This window comes from Ruegeria sp. HU-ET01832 (assembly GCF_040371315.1).
GTDB classification, from domain to species: domain Bacteria; phylum Pseudomonadota; class Alphaproteobacteria; order Rhodobacterales; family Rhodobacteraceae; genus Ruegeria; species Ruegeria lacuscaerulensis_A.
Window position 1 is genome coordinate 712992 of record NZ_BAABWL010000001.1, and the last position, 18706, is coordinate 731697.

An 18706-nucleotide genomic window follows, 5' to 3' on the forward strand; every position below is an offset into this window, starting at 1 on the left:
GCGCGACAGCAGATGTAACGGCTAAATGAACCTGTCTGGTCCTGTCGGCAATACCGGCAAGCTAAGAGGGAATGTGGTGAGACCGCGCGCGATCGAATCCACAGCCGCCCCCGCGACTGTAAGCGGTGAGCCCTGTTCAACCAGCCACTCCTGAGTTTCAGGGGGAAGGCGAACAGAGGCATCGACCCGCGAGCCAGGAGACCTGCCAGGCACGAATGAAAACACCAACCGTCGGGTGCGACGGTAAAGGAGAACTAAAAATGGCAACTCAAGCAACAACCGCATCGACCTCACGCGTTGGTATCCTGCCGGTTATGTTCGCTGTGGTTCTGGGCCTTGGCGTCATCACGCTGACCGGCCACGTTCAGGCCGCGGCCCTGCATGACGCAGCCCACGATGTGCGCCACGCGACCGGCTTCCCCTGCCACTAAACCCATGTTTAGCCGTATCCTGACCAGCGCGTTGTTCGCTGGTGCTGCAGCGGGGCTGATTGCCGCCTTGCTGCAGTTGGTCTTTGTGCAACCTGTGTTGCTGCACGCGGAACTGTATGAATCAGGCGAATTGGTCCATTTCGGCGGTGACGTCGTAAGTGCTCACCCCGAGCTGCCGGGAATGTTCTCGGACCTGTTCCGCGATGCGCTGAGCGTCATTTTCACGATGCTTATCTATACAGGTTATGCGCTGATGATGATTGCGCTGATGTCCGTGGCTGAGGGCAACGGCCACAAGATTGACGGGCGCACCGGCGTTTTGTGGGGGCTTGCGGGGTTCATTGCCGTACACCTCGCACCCGGATTCTCGCTCGCGCCAGAAGTGCCCGGCGTGGCAGCAGCCGATGTCGCTGCGCGTCAAATCTGGTGGTTTGCGACCGTCGCCGCAGCAGGTGTTGCCATGTGGCTGATTGCTTTTGGCGGCACCCTGATCAGCTATGTGATCGCAGCCGCCCTGCTGTTGGCCCCACATCTGATCGGCGCGCCCGAGCCGGACGTGTTCACCGGCCCCGTTCCGACTGAGATCGGCGCGCTGTTTGCCGCACGCGCCTTTGGCATCGGACTGGTAGCCTGGGTTTTGGTCGGGGCATTCGCCGGATACTTCTGGCGACATGAAAGCCAGCGTGCCGAAGCTGCGGCCTGACCAACACGCCTATAAACACGCCGAGACCAGCTCGGCGTGTTTCTACTACCATCAAGGAACATAAAATGGCACGCTCACTTGCCCTGTTTGCAATCGGCATAGTTTTTGGCAGTGGTGCAGGATTTGTAATTGCGGCTGCAAATGGCGTCACTTTCGACGGCCATGACCATGGCGATCCTGCACATCACAGTCCATCTCACGCCGAGGCAGCCGCACACGATCATTCGACTGCCATCAACCTGCCTGCTGGCGCTGATGCTCCGGGGCTTGAGATCGCTCTTACGCCCGATCCTATGGCGGGCTGGAACCTGCATGTCATGCCGCAGAACTTTCGGTTCTCACCACAAAATGCCTCAAAGACCGATGTCGACGGCGAGGGGCATGCACATGTCTACGTAAATGGAGAGAAACTGGCCCGGCTGTACGGTAACTGGATGCATATCGGCCATCTGCCGCAGGGCGAGGTCGAAGTCTCGGTCTCTCTGAACGCAAACGGCCACAGCCCGCTGATGGTCGACAACATCCCCGTCAGCGCGGCGGTCACACTACAGGTCGACTAAAGCGCCGGGATACGCGCCCGCAAGCACATTCGGAGCCTCCCGCAAGGCCGGGCGTCTTCGATCCAGCCTTTGGGGCTTTCCAGATAGGTCCGGCAGGTCGCCACGATATCATCGGCGTCCGAAGCGACATCGACCCCTGAAAACACATATGACGCCCCGCCATCGGCCTGCAGCGCGATGGCCACGGGTTCAGAGCATCCGCTGAAACAGGCGTGCTGATCGACCGAAACCCTTCCCTCAATCCCCGCGCGAGTCAGAGCGAATTCGACAGCTTTGACCTCAGCCCCGCAATCGCGGGAACCGGCACAGGACGAACATATCAACAGGCGCATCTGATCCAATTCGGACCTCATCGGGTGGCATTTGCCTGTTTCTGGGGGTTTCCGGCCACAGGCGCAATCGGGAAAACGCACAAGATTGTGAATGCGCCCTGTACCGCTTTCTGGCATCACAGTCTCAACCCCGTAACAGGAGGCCCCGATGAAAGCCCTTTGGACTGCGATAACCCTGTTAGCGACCCCTGCTTTGGCAGACGAGCTCCGTTCGGGCTGGGCCAGCTACGCAACCGACAAGACTTATGACGCGTTGGTTGCCGACACCAAGGATGCCATCAAGGCCAATGGTCTGATCGTGGTCACGCAGGCAGGCCCGACCAAGGCCGCTGCATCGCGCGGGATCACCATCCCCGGCAATCGGGTTATCGGCGCCTTCAATAACGACTACGCCGTGCGCGTGCTGGAAACCTCGGTGAACGCGATGATCGAGGCGCCGATCCGCTTTTATGTCACCGAGAATGAGGACGGCACCGCCACCCTGTCTTACAAGACTCCCAGTTTTGTCTTCGCGCCCTACGTTTCTGAGGGCGGAGCCCCCTTACGTGAGATCGCCGAGGAACTAGATGGCAAGTTTCAAGCTGTCGCTGAAACAGCAGTCAAATAGTCACACTGGCGTGATCCGCCTTGCGTCTGGGGCCGTCCTCCGCAATCTGCTGTGAAACAGTTTTTCGGAGCATGACTTATGCAAGACCTCTCGCCCCGCGCAGCGGACCTTCTGGCCCAACGTTTGTACGAGGCCGGATGTCGCCACGCCTTTGGAATGCCCGGTGGTGAGGTTCTGACCCTTGTCGATGCGCTGGAACAGGCCGGAATCACCTTTCATCTGACCAAGCATGAAAACGCCGCCGGTTTCATGGCCGAGGCCGTGCATCACCGCGATGGCGCGCCTGCCATTCTGGTCGCCACCCTTGGCCCCGGTGCGATGAACGGGATCAACGTGGTCGCCAATGCCTTGCAAGACCGGGTGCCGATGATCGTGCTGACCGGCTGCGTCGATGCGGATGAGGCGCTGACCTATACCCATCAGGTGATGGATCACGCGCAGGTCTATCGCTCGATCACCAAAGGGACGTTTACACTGACCGCCAAAGGCGCAGACATTATTGCCGATAAGGCGGTTACGTTGGCCAATCAGCCGCGCCCCGGTCCCGTGCATATCGACGTGCCGATCTCGGTCGCGGATACCCGCGTGTCGGGCGTGAAACCGCGCCGCCGCGCCAAGATTGCCTCTGTATCCCCTGCGGGCGACTGCGTCGAGAAAGCCCGCCGTTGGGTTTCGCAGGCCGAACGGCCCATCGCAATTGTCGGGCTGGATGTTCTCTATGACGACTCGCGCAACGTGGTGCAGGCATTTCTGGAGCATTTCGACATCCCCTTCGTGACGACATACAAGGCCAAGGGCGTAGTCCCCGAGGATCACCCTCTGTGCCTAGGTGGCGCGGGCCTTTCCCCGCTGGCTGACAAACATCTGGTTCCGCTGGTCGAAAAGGCCGATTTGGTGCTGTGTCTGGGCTATGACCCGATCGAAATGCGCCCCGGCTGGCGTGAGATCTGGGACCCAGCGGAAAAGCGCGTGATCGACGTCTCGGCTGTGCCCAATGACCATTACATGCATCAGGCGGGGCTGAATTTGGTGGCACATACCGGCGAGACGCTGGAGGCCATCGCCAAAGGCACCCCGTCGCGCAAGACATGGCTGGGTGGCGAACCCGCGCAAGTCAAAGCCGCTTTGGCGCAGACGTTTCCCACGGATGACGACTGGGGGCCCGCGGCGGTGATCGCCGAAACCCGCGCTGCCCTGCCCGCCAACACGCTGGCGACCGCCGACAGCGGCGCGCATCGTATTTTGCTGAGCCAGATGTGGGACTGCTCCGAGGAACGCGGGCTGATCCAATCCTCGGCCCTGTGTACCATGGGCTGTGCCGTGCCGATGGCGATTGGCCTGAAACTGGCCGAACCCGACCGCCCAGTGATCAGCTTCTCGGGTGACGCCGGGTTCCTGATGGTCGCCGGAGAGCTGTCGACCGCCGCCGAGATGGGCGGCAACCCAATCTTTCTGGTTTTTGTCGATGCCAGCCTTGCGCTGATCGAGCTGAAACAGCGCCAGCGCCAGATGGGCAACACAGGCGTGGATTTCGACCGCCACGACTTTGCCGCCATGGGCCGCGCGTTCGGCGGTAACGGCCACACGGTGCGCAACCGCGAAGAACTGCGCGCGGCGCTGGATGCGGCGGTCAAGGCCGACGGCTTTACCGTCATCGCCGCCGAGATCGACCGTGGAGGCTATGATGGCCGGATCTGAGGGGCCGCTGAAGGGCATCAAGGTTCTGGACCTGTCCCGCATTCTGGCAGGACCGACCTGCACGCAATTGCTGGGCGATCTGGGCGCAAACGTGATCAAGATCGAAAACCCAGCAACCGGCGGCGATGATACGCGGCAATGGGGCCCTCCGTATGTGACTGACGCTGATGGCAATGCATCTGATCTGAGCGCCTACTTCATGTCGGCCAACCGTAACAAGAAATCAGTGGCAATCGACATCACAACAGCCGAGGGTCAGGCGGAAATCCGACGTCTCGCCTCGCATGCCGATATCCTGATCGAGAATTTCAAACCCGGCGGGTTGGCGAAGTACGGGCTGGACTATGCAACCCTGTCCCAGGAATTTCCCAGCCTCGTTTATTGCTCGATCTCAGGCTACGGACAGGACGGACCAAACGCGTCGAAGCCCGGATATGACCTGATGGCACAGGGTTACGGCGGGATCATGTCTCTGACCGGTGATCCCGAGGGCGCGCCCATGAAAGTAGGCGTTGGCATCGCTGACGTGATGTGCGGCATGTACGCGACCGTCGGCATTCTGGCGGCGCTACGCCACCGGGATCAAACGGGCGAGGGCCAGCAGATCGACCTTGCGCTGGTTGACGCGCAAATTGCATGGCTGATCAATGAGGGCGTAAATTATCTGACTTCGGGCAATGTCCCTCAACGGCGCGGAAACGGGCACCCAAATATCGTGCCCTATGACGTCTATCAGACGGCAGACGGGCACGTGATCCTGGCCGTTGGCAACGACAGCCAGTTCAGACGGTTCTGTGACTTCGTCGGACAGCCTGACCTGGCGGACGATCCCCGTTTTGCGACCAACCCATCACGTCTGGAACATCGTGATGCGCTGGATGCAATTCTGCGCCCAGCCGTGCAAAACTATGACACTGAAACCGTCATTACCGAGCTTGAGAGTCGCAAAGTGCCTGTGGGCCCGGTGCAGACGTTGGATCAGGTTTTTGCCACCGATCAGGTCGCCGCAAGGCAGATGCAGATCGCCATGCAAGCCGACCCGGCACAGGTAAATCTGATCGGAAATCCACTGAAACTGTCCAAAACGCCTGTAACATATCGCAGTGCTCCACCGACCTTTGGCGCGGATACTCAGGCCGTTTTGAACGCCGAAAACCCGTTTGAAGATTGAAACACAATGCCTAATTCGGCGGCATGTTGCTGAAACATGCCGTTGAATCGGCGGTTTTTTTCACGTTTTGCACACACAGCATTTCACCAATTCGAGAGGTCGGTCGATACTGATACGACCCCGCTAGAGTCTCTGATAAGTCGAATAATGTACTAATTCTCAACGGATCGGACCACGAGCATGAAACAAGACGTTTTCGGACAGATGAACACCCTGAGCCATTCGGCAAGCGCCGAGGCATGGGATGGCGTGCTGCTTGGGTTCATGGCGCATGCGGCGGTGACGCCTCAGCATCTGGGAAAAGTCTTGGAGCTCGAGCCGGATTTTGCCCTGGGCCATGCGATCAAAGGTCTGTTCATGGTTCTGCTGGGCCGCCGCGAGATGATGCCAGTCGCCGTCGATGCTCTGGCCGCTGCCAATGCCGCGATGGAGCGTCAACCGGTAACCGCACGCGAACGCCTTTATGTACAAGCGCTGGAGCTGTATCTGTCCGATCTGCCCTCGCAAGCCGTTCAGAAGTTCGAGGAAATCCTGCGCGCCCATCCGCAAGACTCGCTGGCGATGAAGCTTAGCCATGCCACCCGCTTTGTTCTGGGCGACGCCGAAGGCATGCGTCGCTCGATCGAACGTGTGGTGCCGGCGTATGAGCCTGATCACGCGGGCCGTGGATATCTGTTGGGCTGCCATTCTTTCGCGCTGGAAGAAACCGGCGCCTATGAGAAGGCCGAGATTGCAGGCCGTCAGGCGCTGTGGATGGTGTCAGATGACGCATGGGGCCTGCACGCGGTGGCCCACGTGCATGAAATGACCGGAAACGCACAGCTGGGTCTGGATTGGCTGGCCGGGCGCGAGGACGCTTGGGCGCATTGTAACAACTTCCGCTATCACGTCTGGTGGCACAAGGCGCTGATGCACCTGGATCTGGGCCAGGTCGATCAGGTGATGGAGTTGTATGACAACTACATCCGTCAGGACAAAACCGACGATTACCGCGATATCTCGAACGCGACCTCGTTGTTGTCCCGTCTGGAACTTGAGGGCGTAAACGTCGGCAATCGCTGGGAAGAACTGGCTGACCTAAGCGCCAATCGCACCGAAGACGGCTGCCTGATCTTTGCCGACCTGCACTATTTGCTGGCTCTGACTGGCGATAACCGGGACGAAGCAACCGGAAAGATGCTGAAACGCATCCAGAAAGACGCCCAACGCAATCAGGGCGACACCCCGATCCGCATGTCCGATCCGGGCATCGCGGCGGCCAAGGGTTTGGAAGCCTTTGGTGACGGCCTATATGGTCAAGCCTTTGATTTCCTGACCACTGCACGTGACGGAATGCAGATGGCAGGTGGCAGTCACGCGCAACGTGATGTATTCGAGCGCATCACAATTGATTCCGGCCTGCGCGCCGGGCGTCTGGATGCGGTCGAGCGCATCCTGGATGATCGCCGCGCAAAACGGGCCGGTGGCGAGGACAATTACGCCCTTGCGCGCCGCGCATTGATCGACGCGGCACGCGATGATCGGGATGCACAAAGCGTTCCGGCTGAATAACAAAAAAAGACCAAAGAAGGACAGAACACGTATGGCGACAGCATCGCCCGCTTCTGATTTTGCGCCTGTGGCGGCCCAAGCAGCCGCCCCTGCCCGCGTGCGCGACCCGCGGCTGGATTTCTATCGCGGCATCGCGATGTTCATCATCTTGATCGCCCATATCCCGAACGACCCTTGGGCCAGATGGATTCCGGCGCGGTTCGGTTATTCGGATGCAACCGAGATTTTCGTGTTCTGCTCGGGCATGGCCTCGGCAATCGCGTTCGGCGGGGCTTTTGCCCGCAAGGGTTGGTGGATGGGGACGGCTCGCGTGGCGTTCCGCATCTGGCAGGTCTACTGGGCGCATATCTGCCTGTTCTTCTTTGTGGCCATGTCGATGGCGGCGCTGGACCAGACAGGTTTCTTCGAGAAAACATATGTTTCCTCGCTGAACCTCCAGCATTTCTTCAACGATCCTGCGCCACAGATGGTCGGTCTGTTCACGTTGACCTATGTTCCGAATTACTTTGACATCCTACCGATGTATCTGGTGGTTCTGGCGCTGATGCCTGTTTACATGGGCCTCTATCGCATCGGGTTCTGGGCCGTGGCCGCCACGTCGATTGCGATTTGGCTGGTGGCACAAACCGGTGCGCTGGCCCTGCCGGCCGAGCCTTGGTCAGACCGTCAGTGGTTCTTCAATCCCTTCGGCTGGCAGTTGCTGTTCTTTACCGGCTTTGCCTTCATGCGCGGGTGGATCCCTGCCCCCCCTGTATCGAAAACCCTGATCTGGGCTGCCGTACTGTTCCTCATCCTGTCGGCCCCGTTTGGATCGTGGAAGGTCTTCACCTGGATCAACAATGCCGCGCCGGAATTAGGTGCCGTGCTGCGCAAGGGCTGGCCCTTGACCTCGGAACTGCGGGGCAAGACCGAGTTTGGCCTGCTGCGCTATGTTCACTTCCTCTCACTGGCCTATCTGGGCTGGGTCGTCGCGGGTGAGCATGGCCATCGCCTGATCGCAACCGGTCAGGGTGCAGCCGCGAAAATTTGGGAGTTCCTGCTGACCGTCATCACCAAGGTCGGGCAGCAATCCTTGGCGGTCTTCGTCTTTTCCATGGCAGCAGCGCGCCTGATCGGCGTTGGGCTGGACCTGAGTGGGCGGGATGTTGCCAGCGTCTTCATCGCCAACATGATTGGCTTTGCCATGATCATCGGCGTGGCCTATCTGGCCGGTTGGTTCAAGTCACAGCCTTGGAAGTCTAAAAAATGAATTTCACACGTCGCGCATTTCTGGCCTCAACTTCGGCGCTTGCTTTCGCTCCGGCCACCTTTGCTGCCGGTGGCGAGGTCCCCTTTGACCGCAATGACGTGATCGCGCTGGCCCGTGAACTGGCCAGCCAACCCTATGCCGAGCGTGAAATGGTTCCGCAGGAATGGCAGGACCTGACCTATCAACAGTATCGCTCGATCCGGTTCAGGCTGGACCGCGCGCTGTGGTATGAAACCCAGACGCCGTTCAACGTAGATTTCTTTACGCCGGGCTTGTACTTCCCGCGTACTGTTAAGGTTTCAACGGTCGAGGACGGTATGACCACCCCGGTTACGTTCGATCTGTCGATGTTCGACAAATCCGAAGACGTGCCGACCCTGCCCATCGACGACACGCTGGGGTTCTCGGGCTTGCGCCTTCGCACCGAAATGCACCGCCCCGGTAAGACCGATGAGTTCTGCGTCTGGCAAGGCGCCAGCTATTTCCGCGCCATTGGTCTGTACGAGGTTTACGGGCTGTCCGCGCGTGGTCTGGCCCTGAAAACCGGCGATCCGGATGGGGAGGAGTTCCCGGAGTTTATCCGCTTCTGGCTGGAACGCCCCAAACCCGGCCAGCGAAACATGGTCGTGCATGCGCTGATGGACAGCCCCAGCGTGACCGGGGCCTATCGGTTCAACGTCACCGCCGGGGCCGTCTGTATCATGGATGTCGAAGCAACGCTCTTCCCCCGCGAAGAGCTGCCCCATGTGGGCATCGCGCCCGGCACCTCGATGTTCCTGTTCGACCAGACCAACCACAGCCGGTTTGACGACTTCCGCCCCGCCGTTCATGACAGCGATGGCTTGATGGTTCGCAATGGCGCCGGTGAGGTGCTGTGGCGGCCTTTGGCCAATCCCACACGCCTGCAGATATCCTCATTCGTAGATACGAACCCACGCGGCTTTGGCCTGATGCAGCGGAAACGCGAGTTCTCGGACTATGCGGATCTTGAGGCGAATTACCACAAGCGCCCCGGCCTGTGGGTCGAACCCAAGGGCGATTGGGGTAAAGGCACCGTGACGCTGGTCGAGATTCCGGCGGATCAGGAGATCTATGACAACATCGTCGCCTATTGGCGCCCGGCCGAGCCCTTTGCCGCCGGCAGCCAGATCGACATGTCCTATCGTTTGATCTGGGGCGAAGAACCCCAGCGCACGCCCATGCCACGCGTGATCAACACCGCGATGGGCGACAATACCTTCGGCGACGGACGTCTGGCAGTGATCGATTTTGAGGCCTCGGACCTGTTCGATGACCCCGATGCGATGACCATCTTTGTTGACTCGCCCCATGCCGAAACCTCGGACGGCGTGCTGCAACGCAACCCCGATACCGGCGGCTTGCGGCTAGCCTTCTCGTTCCAGCCGGGCGAGCGGAACCACGTAGAACTGCGCGCGCAGCTTCTGAAGGACAAACAGCCCGCCTCTGAGGTTTGGCTCTACCGTTGGACCACATGAGCCGCGATCTGCATATCATGCCGCCAGAGGCCCCTCTGGCGATGCCCGCGCAGGATTTCAGCGCCGGGTTTCGGGATGCACAGGTGCCGAATGGCAAGCGCGCCTCGGCCGGGTTCTGGCGCGCGCTGGCCTTTTCGCCGGCGATGGCGGCCACTCTGGGGCTGCTTTGGGTGATGTCCGACTGGTTCGGGGCCGAAGGGATCAACCTGATCGAAGGCATCCTGCTGACGTTGATCTCGTTTAACTTCTTCTGGATTTCTTTCACTGTCTGCACCGTGCTGCTGGGCATGGTGTCCCTGTCTCGGCAGGAACAGCCGAAACGCGAAGGCCGCCCTCAGCCCCTGCGCGTGGCGCTCTTGACGCCCGTCTACAACGAGGTGCCATGGAACGTGCTGGGCAATGCCCGCACCATGCTGGAAGATCTGAGTAAGCGCGGTGGTCAGCATCACTATGCCATGTTCATCCTGTCCGACACGCGCGACCCCGAGATCGCCGCACAGGAACAGGCCAGCGTCGAGGCGCTGCGCACCACACTCGCCCCTGGCCTTGAGCTGTATTACCGCCGTCGTCCTGAAAACACTGACCGCAAGGTGGGCAATATCGCCGATTGGGTCAACCGATGGGGGGCTGATTGGGACGCCATGCTGGTGCTGGATGCTGACAGTCTGATGACCGGTCGTGCCATCACCCGCCTGACCGACGCCTTGGCGCGTGACCCCGGAGCCGGTCTGATCCAGAGCTACCCGCAGCTGATCGGCGCGCAATCGGTCTTTGCCCGGATGCAGCAATTTGCCAACGGCGTCTACGGCATTGCCTTTGCCGAAGGCCTGGCCCGTTGGTGCGGGCAAGAAGGCAACTATTGGGGCCACAACGCCATCATCCGCACGCGCGCCTTTGCCTCAAGCGCGGGTCTGCCTAAGCTGCGCGCTTTCAATGGTCAGGAAAAGCTGATCATGAGCCACGATTTCGTCGAAGCAGGCCTGCTGCGCCGTGCCGGATGGGCCGTGCGCTTCCTACCCCGTATTCGCGGGTCGTATGAAGAGACGCCCCCTACGCTGATCGACCACGCGCTGAGGGATCGGCGCTGGTGTCAGGGCAACCTGCAACACCTGAAATTGCTGGGCTCGACCGGGTTCCGCGCGGTGTCCCGCTTCCACATGTTCCACGGCGCAGTCGGTTATCTGATGTCGCCGCTGTGGTTTGCCCTGCTGGTGATGTGGGCGCTGATCGGTCAGGGTGAGGACGCGTCGGTCCTGTATTACTTTAGCCCTGACAACCCTCTGTTCCCGCAATGGCCCGAGATGTCGGAAACCCGCCATGTGCTGATCATCCTAGTCATGTACGCCATGCTGCTGGCGCCCAAAGTGCTGGGCGTTCTTGCCCTGCCGCTCAGCGGTGTGCGCTATGCCGAGTTCGGCGGTGGCTTGAAATTCGTCACCTCGTTTCTTGCCGAAGTGGTGCTGTCAATCCTCTATGCACCCATCCTGATGGTACAACAGATGATTGCCGTCTTCCGCACCGCCTTCGGTGTTCAAAAGGGGTGGTCTCCGCAGACGCGCGATGGCGGCAGCTATGGCTTGCGCACATTGGTCCTGTGTCACGCACTGGAAACGGTAAGTGGCATTGCGTTGAGTGTGGGCATTCTGTCGGGCCTGGTGTCCATCTGGCTGGCCCCGATAGCGATCAGCCTGGCCTTTGCGATCCCGCTGTCTGCGCTCAGCGGGGTATCTTCGGCCTCTGCGCGCCGCATGGTCGGGATGAGAGAAGACGTCAAGGAACCCGCGATCACCCGGTCTGCCCGCCGTCACAGAGACGAGTTGAGGCGCGTGATCGAGGGCAAAGGCGTGATGACCCCGGCAGAATGATCACCCGCCGGGCAAGCCCTCGTACCAATCCACCATCATATCGGCCCAGCCTTTAGGTACGGTATGTCCGCCTGGGAACAACGCAAATTCCAGCGCGCTGCCATCTGCGCAACCGCTCCAATAGCGGCGCATAAAGGGGCCCGTGGTCGAAAAACCGCTGGGTTTGGTATCAACGCAGCCATTGGCCAAGCGCCAGATTTCCAGCCCGGCAAAGATATCGCCCTGATGGAACCGGCCCCCACCCAACAGCCGCCCTTCCAGCGGCACCACATTGTCAATCCAGCCATGAGTATGGAACAGGCGCACCGGACCTTCGCAGGTTTCGGGATGCGGCCGCCAGAACCCGCCTGACACGGGCACGTAGGCCGAAAATGTCTCGGGTGCATCGCAAGCCAGATAATTGACCATGAACCCGCCAGCCGAGAATCCGCCCAATATTACACGGTCCCTGTCGATACCAAATCGTTCGGCAGCGTCATCTACCACTTCGGTCAGAAAGGCGGTCTCGTCCCGATCACCGAAACCGGGATAGAAATTCCAGCTTTTGATTCCGGGGCGGCTTGGTCGCTCCAACCCTTCGGGCGCCATCACAGCATATCCCCGTGCAAGCAGGGGCTTGACCATGCTGCGGTTCTTCATGGTGCCAGTACCGCTGCCCCCGTACCCGTGCAGAAACACGACCAGAGGTGGGTTGTCTGCTTTGGGCAGTTCGATGTGATACGCACCCGAGTCGGTCTGACACGCCCCATCCTGATCCGCGCAAGCGGCATAACTGGCCTGCCCCGCAAATACAGCGGCCACCGCCATCGCGACAGCGCGGATCATTGGCCTGCCTCGACATATGCGCCGACGGGCAGCCCGGCACGCACCCAACCCGACCCGGCTGCGGAGCCCAACATACCTTCCGGCACGTCGATAATATTGGTGAACCCCGCCTCGCTGAGCCTGTTGCTGAGCCGCGCAGACCGCACTCCGCGCGCGCAAATCAGCGCAACCGGCGCGTTCTTGTTCCCGTCGGTCAATTGATCCAACGCTGCAACGAAATCGTCACGACGCATGTCCAGCGGATGGGCCCCTTCGCCCACGCCCGTCGCCTGCCATTCCCGAGGCGTTCGGATATCCAGCAGTAAAATGTCTCCAGACAGGGCTTGCTGGTGCGCGGCTTCAACACTGAGATGTCCGCCAGCATAGCTGGGCGGGATCAACCGGTATTCCCGGATTGCGAAACCGGTGGCGACAAGCGCCCCACCGCCAACCAATACCCACCTGCGGTTTTTGACTGTTTTGTCTGTCACGTCCGACCCTCCTGAACGGTCTTCGACGTTCTATCACACAGAGACAGTCAATTCCGCGCAGAATTTGCGAGTAGGGATCAAGTTCTTGTCAGAGATTTTTTCAAAAAATGCATTTGATTGCGCCTTTAGAACGAAGTGAAAAACTTGCAATAGCTGGACAGTCGAAAAATTTCCCTTACAAAAACAGTAATACATTGACCGCCAAGACCGGAGTATCGCACTTGTCCCTATTCCTCATCGCGGCCCTTCCCTTTCTCGGCGCTGTGTTTCCAGCCCTGCTGATCAGGGCAGGACGAAATGCAGCAGCCTCGGCCGCGGGTTTGACCACGTTTCTGGCCCTTGCTGGTCTGCTGATCCACATTCCGTCTGTTATGCGCGGGGATGTCGTGACCGCTCGGTTCGACTGGATCCCCCTTCTGGGCCTGAACGCGAATTTCATGCTGGATGGGCTTGGTTTCCTGTTTGCTCTGCTGATTCTTGGCATTGGTCTGCTGATCATTCTCTATGCGCGGTTCTATCTGTCGCGTGAGGACCCAATGGGTCAGTTCTACACCTATCTGCTGCTGTTTCAGGGCGCGATGGTCGGAATCGTCCTCTCCGACAACATTCTTCTTTTGCTTATCTTCTGGGAGCTTACGTCTTTAAGCTCATTCCTTTTGATCGGTTATTGGAAACATCTGCCCGAAGGCCGTCAGGGCGCACGAATGGCATTGGCTGTCACCGGTTCGGGCGGTCTGGCGATGATCGCCGGGATGCTGATTTTGGGCAATATCGTCGGGTCGTATGACCTGAGCGTGATCCTTCAGAACAAAGAGCTGATCCAAGCCTCGCCCTATTACCTGCCGGCGTTGATCCTGATCCTTCTGGGGTGTTTCACCAAATCGGCGCAGTTCCCGTTCCATTTCTGGCTGCCCCACGCGATGGCCGCCCCGACGCCTGTTTCGGCCTATCTGCACTCGGCCACGATGGTTAAGGCGGGGCTGTTCCTGATGGCGCGGATGTGGCCGGTTCTGGCCGGGACCGATGCGTGGTTCTATATCGTGGCCACCACCGGGCTGGTGACGATGCTGATGGGCGCGGTGATTGCGCTGTTCAAGGATGACCTAAAGGCGTTGCTGGCCTTTTCGACCGTGTCGCATCTGGGTCTGATCACCATGCTACTTGGTTTTGGCACCAAATTTGCTGCCGTGGCTGCCGTATTCCACATCATCAACCACGCCACGTTCAAAGCCGCGCTGTTCATGACCGCAGGGATCGTCGATCATGAAACTGGCACGCGCGACGTAAAGCGGCTGGGCGGGTTGCGTCACCTGATGCCAATCACTTTCACGATTGGCACCATAGCGGCCCTGTCTATGGCCGGTCTGCCACCTTTGAACGGTTTCCTGTCGAAAGAAATGATGCTGGAGGAAACCGTCCACACCACCTGGCTGCATTCGCACTACCTGGTGCCTGGGCTGGCCCTTCTGGCGGCGCTGTTTTCGGCCGCCTATTCCTTCCGCTTTGTCAGCCATGTGTTCCTGGGTCCAAAACGCGACGACTATCCTGCGCATCCGCATGATCCACCTGTGGGTCTTTGGCTGGCCCCTGCGTTTTTGATTGTTTTGGTCGTTCTGATCGGCCTGTATTCCGCAGCGATTGTTGGCCCACTGGTCGCCGTGGTTTCCAGCGCGGTGATTGGCGGCGAAAAACTGCCTTACTATTCGCTCAAGCTGTGGCACGGATTCACGCCTGCACTTTACATGTCAGTCGTCGCAACCCTGGGTGGCTTGTTCCTGCTGTCGCAGCATCGCCGGGCGGAAAGCCTTTGGAACGCCCTGCCCCGCCCCGAGGCCAAGGTGATCTTTGAAGCTGTGATCGCAGCGTTGACTGCGCTTAGCCGCCGCATCACGGACTCGCTGCATAACGGCGTGATCAGCCGCTATGCCATGATCCTGATCGTGTTCACCGTGGGTTTGGGATACTATGCCTATGCCACAGGCACGATCGGTCCGGTCACCCGCGAACCGCTTAAGCTTGAGATCATTCCGGTCGTCGGCTGGATCTGTCTGGTCACCGCGACACTGGCTATCATGTGGTTCCACCGCAACCGCCTGCTGTCGCTGGTTCTGATCGGCGTCGTTGGCCTGATTGTTTCGATGGCGTTCAACTATCTGTCGGCACCTGACCTTGCGCTGACTCAGATCTCGGTCGAAGTGGTGACAATGATCCTGCTTTTGTTGTCCCTGAACTTCCTGCCCACGGACACACCATGGGACAGCAGCGCGGCGCGGCGGTGGCGCGATGCAGCAATCTCGGTCGGGGCCGGGATCGGTACAGGCGCTCTAGTCTATGCACTGATGTTGCGAGACTTTGCCTTTCCCACAATCTCAGAGTTCCATCTAGCCAATTCCTACAAAGGTGGCGGCGGAACCAATGTGGTCAACGTGATCCTCGTGGACTTCCGAGGGTTTGATACGTTCGGAGAGATCATCGTGCTGGGCATTGCCGCTTTGATTATCTTTGCGCTGACGGAATCCGTTCTGGCGACCAACGTTCGGGCCTATCTGCTGAACCGCAAGCCGCACTGGCCTCAATCCGGGGATTCACATCCTTTGATGATGGTAGTGGTGACGCGTATGATGATGCCCATTGCCCTGATGGTGGGTGCCTACATCTTTTTCCGCGGCCACAACCAGCCTGGTGGAGGGTTCATCGCCGGCCTGATCGTGGCAATCGCCTTCCTGATGCAGTACATGGCCAGCGGCTATACTTGGGCGATCGAGCGTCAGCGGTTCTACTACCACGGCACAATCGGTTGGGGTGTTCTGATCGCTGCGGCAACAGGCATCGGCGCCTGGTTCAATGAACGGCCGTTCCTGACCAGCGACTTCGGCTATATTCACTGGCCCCCGCTCGAAGAGTTCGAATGGGCAACAGCAATCCTGTTCGATACGGGCGTTTTCCTGGCGGTTTTGGGTGCGGTCATGCTGGCACTGGACAGCCTGTCTCGTTTTGCGTGGCAGCCGGGTATGGCGCAGGAATTCCCGATGGATATCAACCCGCTGCGTGACGATCCGCCAGAAGAAGAACAAGAGAAGGAGCAGGTCTGATGGAAGCGCTGGTTGCCTCTGCCGTAGGCGTCATGACCACTGCCGGGATTTTCCTGATCCTGCGTCGTCGTACATTCCCGGTTATTCTGGGCCTGTCGCTGATCACCTATGCAGTGAACGTGTTTCTGTTTGCCACTGGTCGGTTGGCGCTGAACGCGCCTGCGGTGCTGAACAAATACGAGGATGTCCCTTACACCGATCCACTGCCGCAAGCGCTGGTGTTGACGGCAATCGTCATTTCTTTTGGCATGACAGCGGTGATCGTGATGATCTCGTTATCCGCCTATCTGTCGGCGCGCAATGACCACATCGACATGACCGCGCAAGACAATACCGACCCGGCAGGAGATGACGCATGAACCACTGGATCGTAGCGCCGATCGTCCTGCCCGCGATCCTGGCCCCATTCATCATCATGGTCCTGCGCTACCACCTTGACCTGCAGCGCATCTTCTCGGTCGCTGGTGTGGTGGGCTTGCTGGGGATCGCTCTGACCATCACGGCGCAAGCTGCAAGCGGTGATATCCAGGTTTATGAACTGGGCAACTGGCCTGCACCCTTTGGTATCGTTCTTGTGCTGGATAGGCTGTCAGCCATGATGGTCCTGCTGACCGCGCTGCTGGCCCTGCCTATCGTGCTATATGCCATCGCCTCAGGTTGGGACGACAGGGGCAAGCATTTTCACGCGTTGTTTCACTTTCAGCTCATGGGCGTGTGTGGCGCCTTCCTGACGGGTGATGCTTTCAACCTGTTCGTGTTCTTCGAGGTCCTTCTGATCGCGTCCTATGGCCTGATGACCCATGGCGGCGGCGCGGTTCGCCTTAAGGCAGGTGTGCAATACGTCGCCTATAACCTGCTGGGCTCGACCCTGTTCCTGTTCGCGCTGGGCACGCTTTATGCGGTGACAGGCACGCTGAACATGGCGGATATGGCGGTGCGCGTTGCGGAATTGCCTGCCGAGGATACTGCTCTGTTGCGTGTGGGCGCGGTGCTGCTGTTGCTGGTCTTCTGTATCAAAGCCGCTGTTCTGCCCCTGCATTTCTGGCTGCCCGCCAGCTATGCCAACGCGCCACTGCCGGTCGCGGCCTTGTTTGCGATCATGACCAAAGTCGGGGCCTATTCTATCCTGCGGATGTATACGCTTGGCTTTGGCCCCGAGGTCGAAGCCACGCAGGGCCTGGTAGGAGCATGGTTGCAACCCGCCGCACTGGTGACGCTGGCCATCGGAGCGATTGGTATCCTTGGCGCGCAGCACATCGCCCGGATGGTGGCCTTCTGCGCCATCGCCTCGATGGGGACGCTGCTGGTCGCTATCTCGTTGTTCACCGAAGCGGCAACTGGCGCGGCTCTCTATTACGTCTATCACTCGACACTGGCGACCGCCCTGATGTTCCTTGTGGCCGATCTGGTCGTCGAGCGTCGCGGCGGAGCTATCGCCCCCACCGCGCCAATGCCGCAAAGCGGGCTGGTCTCGGCCCTGTTCTTCGTCGGTGCGATTGCGTTGGCGGGCATGCCGCCCTTGTCCGGGTTTATCGGCAAGCTGCTGGTACTGGACGCAGCACGGGACGCACCGGACGCAAACGCCATCTGGGCCGTCGTGCTGATCGGGTCCTTCGTGACGATTGTCGGACTGGCCCGTGCCGGGACGCTGATCTTCTGGAAAAGCCACGACGCGCAGCATATCGGCGATGGCAGCCAGGGTGACGTGGCCGAGCAGCCAGCCCCCGAACCCAATCCTGCTCTTGCTCTGACCTCGGTTTTCGGGCTGGTTTTGGGTTTGGTTCTGCTTACTCTTTTTGCCGGCCCTGCCCTGACCTATGCCACGAAAACGGCCGAGCAGCTTTACACGCCTGACGCCTACATCTCAGCTGTATTGGGAGGAGAAGAATGATCAGACTTCTGCGCCGGATTTTCCCCCACCCGCACCTGACGTTTCTGCTTACGGTCGTCTGGGTGTTGCTTGCCAACACGGGATCGTTGAACTCGGTCGTGTTTGGTCTGCTGTTGGGAATTATTATCCCCTTCATCACGCAACCTTATTGGCCCGACCGCCCGAAACTGCGCAACTGGCCAATGATCGCAGAATATATGCTGATTGTGCTGTGGGATATCGTTGTTGCCAACGTCACAGTGGCCATGATCATCCTGTTTAAACGTGACGCGGACCGGAAACCCTGCTGGATCAGTGTCCCGCTGGAGTTGCGCACACCCGAAGCGATCACTGTGCTGGCCGGCACCATCACGATGACGCCCGGAACCGTCAGCAGCGACCTGTCCGCTCAGGGTCACTGTCTTCTGGTTCACTGCCTGGATGCGCCGGACCCGGATGCGGTTCGCGACCAGATCAAACAACGTTACGAGCGGCGGCTGAAGGAGATTTTCGAATGATCGACTTAGCGATACAATTTGCCTTTGTCTGTTTCGGGGCCGCAATCATGATGTGTCTTTGGCGGATCATCACTGCTGATGGCGTGGGTACCCGGGTTCTGGCCTTGGATACGATGGTGATCAATACGATCGCTTTGATTGTGCTTTACGGCCTGTATCTCGGCACCGAGATCTTTTTCGAGGCCGCCATGATCATCGCCATGCTCGGCTTTGTCTCAACCGTGGCCTACGCACGCTTTATGCTGCGCGGCAACATTATTGAATGAGG

18 protein-coding genes and 1 riboswitch are annotated in these 18706 nt (G+C 59.5%); of the genes, 15 read left to right on the forward strand and 3 right to left on the reverse strand.

The window, feature by feature from the left end; all coding sequences use genetic code 11:
• The first annotated feature begins 19 nt into the window (after positions 1-19).
• A riboswitch (cobalamin riboswitch) is annotated at positions 20-224 on the forward strand.
• A gap of 36 nt (positions 225-260) precedes the next feature.
• From ABWV79_RS03590 to ABWV79_RS03600, 3 genes are all read left to right on the forward strand, one after another.
• Positions 261-431: a CbtB domain-containing protein gene (locus ABWV79_RS03590; protein WP_170354675.1), complete on the forward strand. Its 171-nt coding sequence runs from the start codon at positions 261-263 to the stop codon at positions 429-431.
• A 4-nt stretch (positions 432-435) separates the two neighbouring features.
• Entirely contained in the window at positions 436-1134 is a 699-nt protein-coding gene (locus ABWV79_RS03595; RefSeq protein ID WP_353390461.1) for a CbtA family protein, read from the forward strand.
• A gap of 65 nt (positions 1135-1199) precedes the next feature.
• Positions 1200-1694 (forward strand): hypothetical protein, encoded by a 495-nt coding sequence (locus ABWV79_RS03600; protein ID WP_353390463.1) that lies wholly within the window; start codon positions 1200-1202, stop codon positions 1692-1694.
• Here the strand turns inward: ABWV79_RS03600 and ABWV79_RS03605 are convergent.
• Complete coding sequence (locus tag ABWV79_RS03605; RefSeq protein WP_353390465.1) at positions 1691-2047, reverse strand: DUF1636 family protein; 357 nt, start codon at positions 2045-2047, stop codon at positions 1691-1693. The two genes, ABWV79_RS03600 and ABWV79_RS03605, sit on opposite strands and share 4 nt — an antisense overlap.
• A gap of 127 nt (positions 2048-2174) precedes the next feature.
• Between ABWV79_RS03605 and ABWV79_RS03610 the strand changes: the two genes are divergently transcribed.
• From ABWV79_RS03610 to mdoH, 7 genes are all read left to right on the forward strand, one after another.
• On the forward strand, positions 2175-2633 hold the full coding sequence (locus ABWV79_RS03610) for a DUF302 domain-containing protein (RefSeq protein WP_353390467.1): 459 nt from the start codon (positions 2175-2177) through the stop codon (positions 2631-2633).
• Between the two features lie 78 nt (positions 2634-2711).
• A complete protein-coding gene (locus ABWV79_RS03615; protein WP_353390469.1) occupies positions 2712-4331 on the forward strand; it encodes a thiamine pyrophosphate-binding protein in 1620 nt (539 codons plus the stop codon).
• Complete coding sequence (locus tag ABWV79_RS03620; protein WP_353390471.1) at positions 4318-5502, forward strand: CaiB/BaiF CoA transferase family protein; 1185 nt, start codon at positions 4318-4320, stop codon at positions 5500-5502. The genes ABWV79_RS03615 and ABWV79_RS03620 overlap by 14 nt, the downstream gene beginning before the upstream one ends.
• Positions 5503-5682: 180 nt before the next feature.
• Positions 5683-7053, forward strand: a complete 1371-nt coding sequence (locus tag ABWV79_RS03625; RefSeq protein ID WP_353390473.1) for a tetratricopeptide repeat protein — start codon at positions 5683-5685, stop codon at positions 7051-7053.
• Between the two features lie 31 nt (positions 7054-7084).
• Entirely contained in the window at positions 7085-8302 is a 1218-nt protein-coding gene (locus tag ABWV79_RS03630) for an OpgC family protein (RefSeq protein WP_353390475.1), read from the forward strand.
• Positions 8299-9798, forward strand: coding sequence for an OpgD/OpgG family glucan biosynthesis protein (locus tag ABWV79_RS03635; RefSeq protein ID WP_353390476.1), 1500 nt, complete (start codon positions 8299-8301; stop codon positions 9796-9798). The genes ABWV79_RS03630 and ABWV79_RS03635 overlap by 4 nt, the downstream gene beginning before the upstream one ends.
• Positions 9795-11663 (forward strand): glucans biosynthesis glucosyltransferase MdoH, encoded by a 1869-nt coding sequence (gene mdoH, locus ABWV79_RS03640; RefSeq protein WP_353390478.1) that lies wholly within the window; start codon positions 9795-9797, stop codon positions 11661-11663. Before ABWV79_RS03635 ends, mdoH begins: the two co-directional genes overlap by 4 nt.
• Here the strand turns inward: mdoH and ABWV79_RS03645 are convergent, their stop codons facing one another.
• Both ABWV79_RS03645 and ABWV79_RS03650 read right to left on the reverse strand, forming a co-directional pair.
• On the reverse strand, positions 11664-12488 hold the full coding sequence (locus ABWV79_RS03645; RefSeq protein WP_353390480.1) for a CE1 family esterase: 825 nt from the start codon (positions 12486-12488) through the stop codon (positions 11664-11666).
• The gene (locus tag ABWV79_RS03650) at positions 12485-12958 is read right to left on the reverse strand and encodes a rhodanese-like domain-containing protein (RefSeq protein WP_353390482.1); all 474 of its coding nucleotides are present in this window, start codon (positions 12956-12958) and stop codon (positions 12485-12487) included. The genes ABWV79_RS03645 and ABWV79_RS03650 overlap by 4 nt, the downstream gene beginning before the upstream one ends.
• A gap of 221 nt (positions 12959-13179) precedes the next feature.
• On the opposite strand from ABWV79_RS03650, the gene ABWV79_RS03655 reads away from it, so the two are divergent.
• From ABWV79_RS03655 to ABWV79_RS03675, 5 genes are read left to right on the forward strand one after another with little or no spacing between them, the layout of a single operon-like run.
• Positions 13180-16050, forward strand: coding sequence for a monovalent cation/H+ antiporter subunit A (locus ABWV79_RS03655; protein WP_353390484.1), 2871 nt, complete (start codon positions 13180-13182; stop codon positions 16048-16050).
• The gene (locus ABWV79_RS03660) at positions 16050-16409 is read left to right on the forward strand and encodes a Na+/H+ antiporter subunit C (RefSeq protein ID WP_209194186.1); all 360 of its coding nucleotides are present in this window, start codon (positions 16050-16052) and stop codon (positions 16407-16409) included. Before ABWV79_RS03655 ends, ABWV79_RS03660 begins: the two co-directional genes overlap by 1 nt.
• Entirely contained in the window at positions 16406-17941 is a 1536-nt protein-coding gene (locus ABWV79_RS03665) for a monovalent cation/H+ antiporter subunit D (protein ID WP_353390486.1), read from the forward strand. The genes ABWV79_RS03660 and ABWV79_RS03665 overlap by 4 nt, the downstream gene beginning before the upstream one ends.
• Entirely contained in the window at positions 17938-18438 is a 501-nt protein-coding gene (locus tag ABWV79_RS03670; RefSeq protein ID WP_174821829.1) for a Na+/H+ antiporter subunit E, read from the forward strand. Before ABWV79_RS03665 ends, ABWV79_RS03670 begins: the two co-directional genes overlap by 4 nt.
• A complete protein-coding gene (locus ABWV79_RS03675; protein WP_170354690.1) occupies positions 18435-18704 on the forward strand; it encodes a K+/H+ antiporter subunit F in 270 nt (89 codons plus the stop codon). Before ABWV79_RS03670 ends, ABWV79_RS03675 begins: the two co-directional genes overlap by 4 nt.
• The last annotated feature ends 2 nt before the right edge of the window (positions 18705-18706 follow it).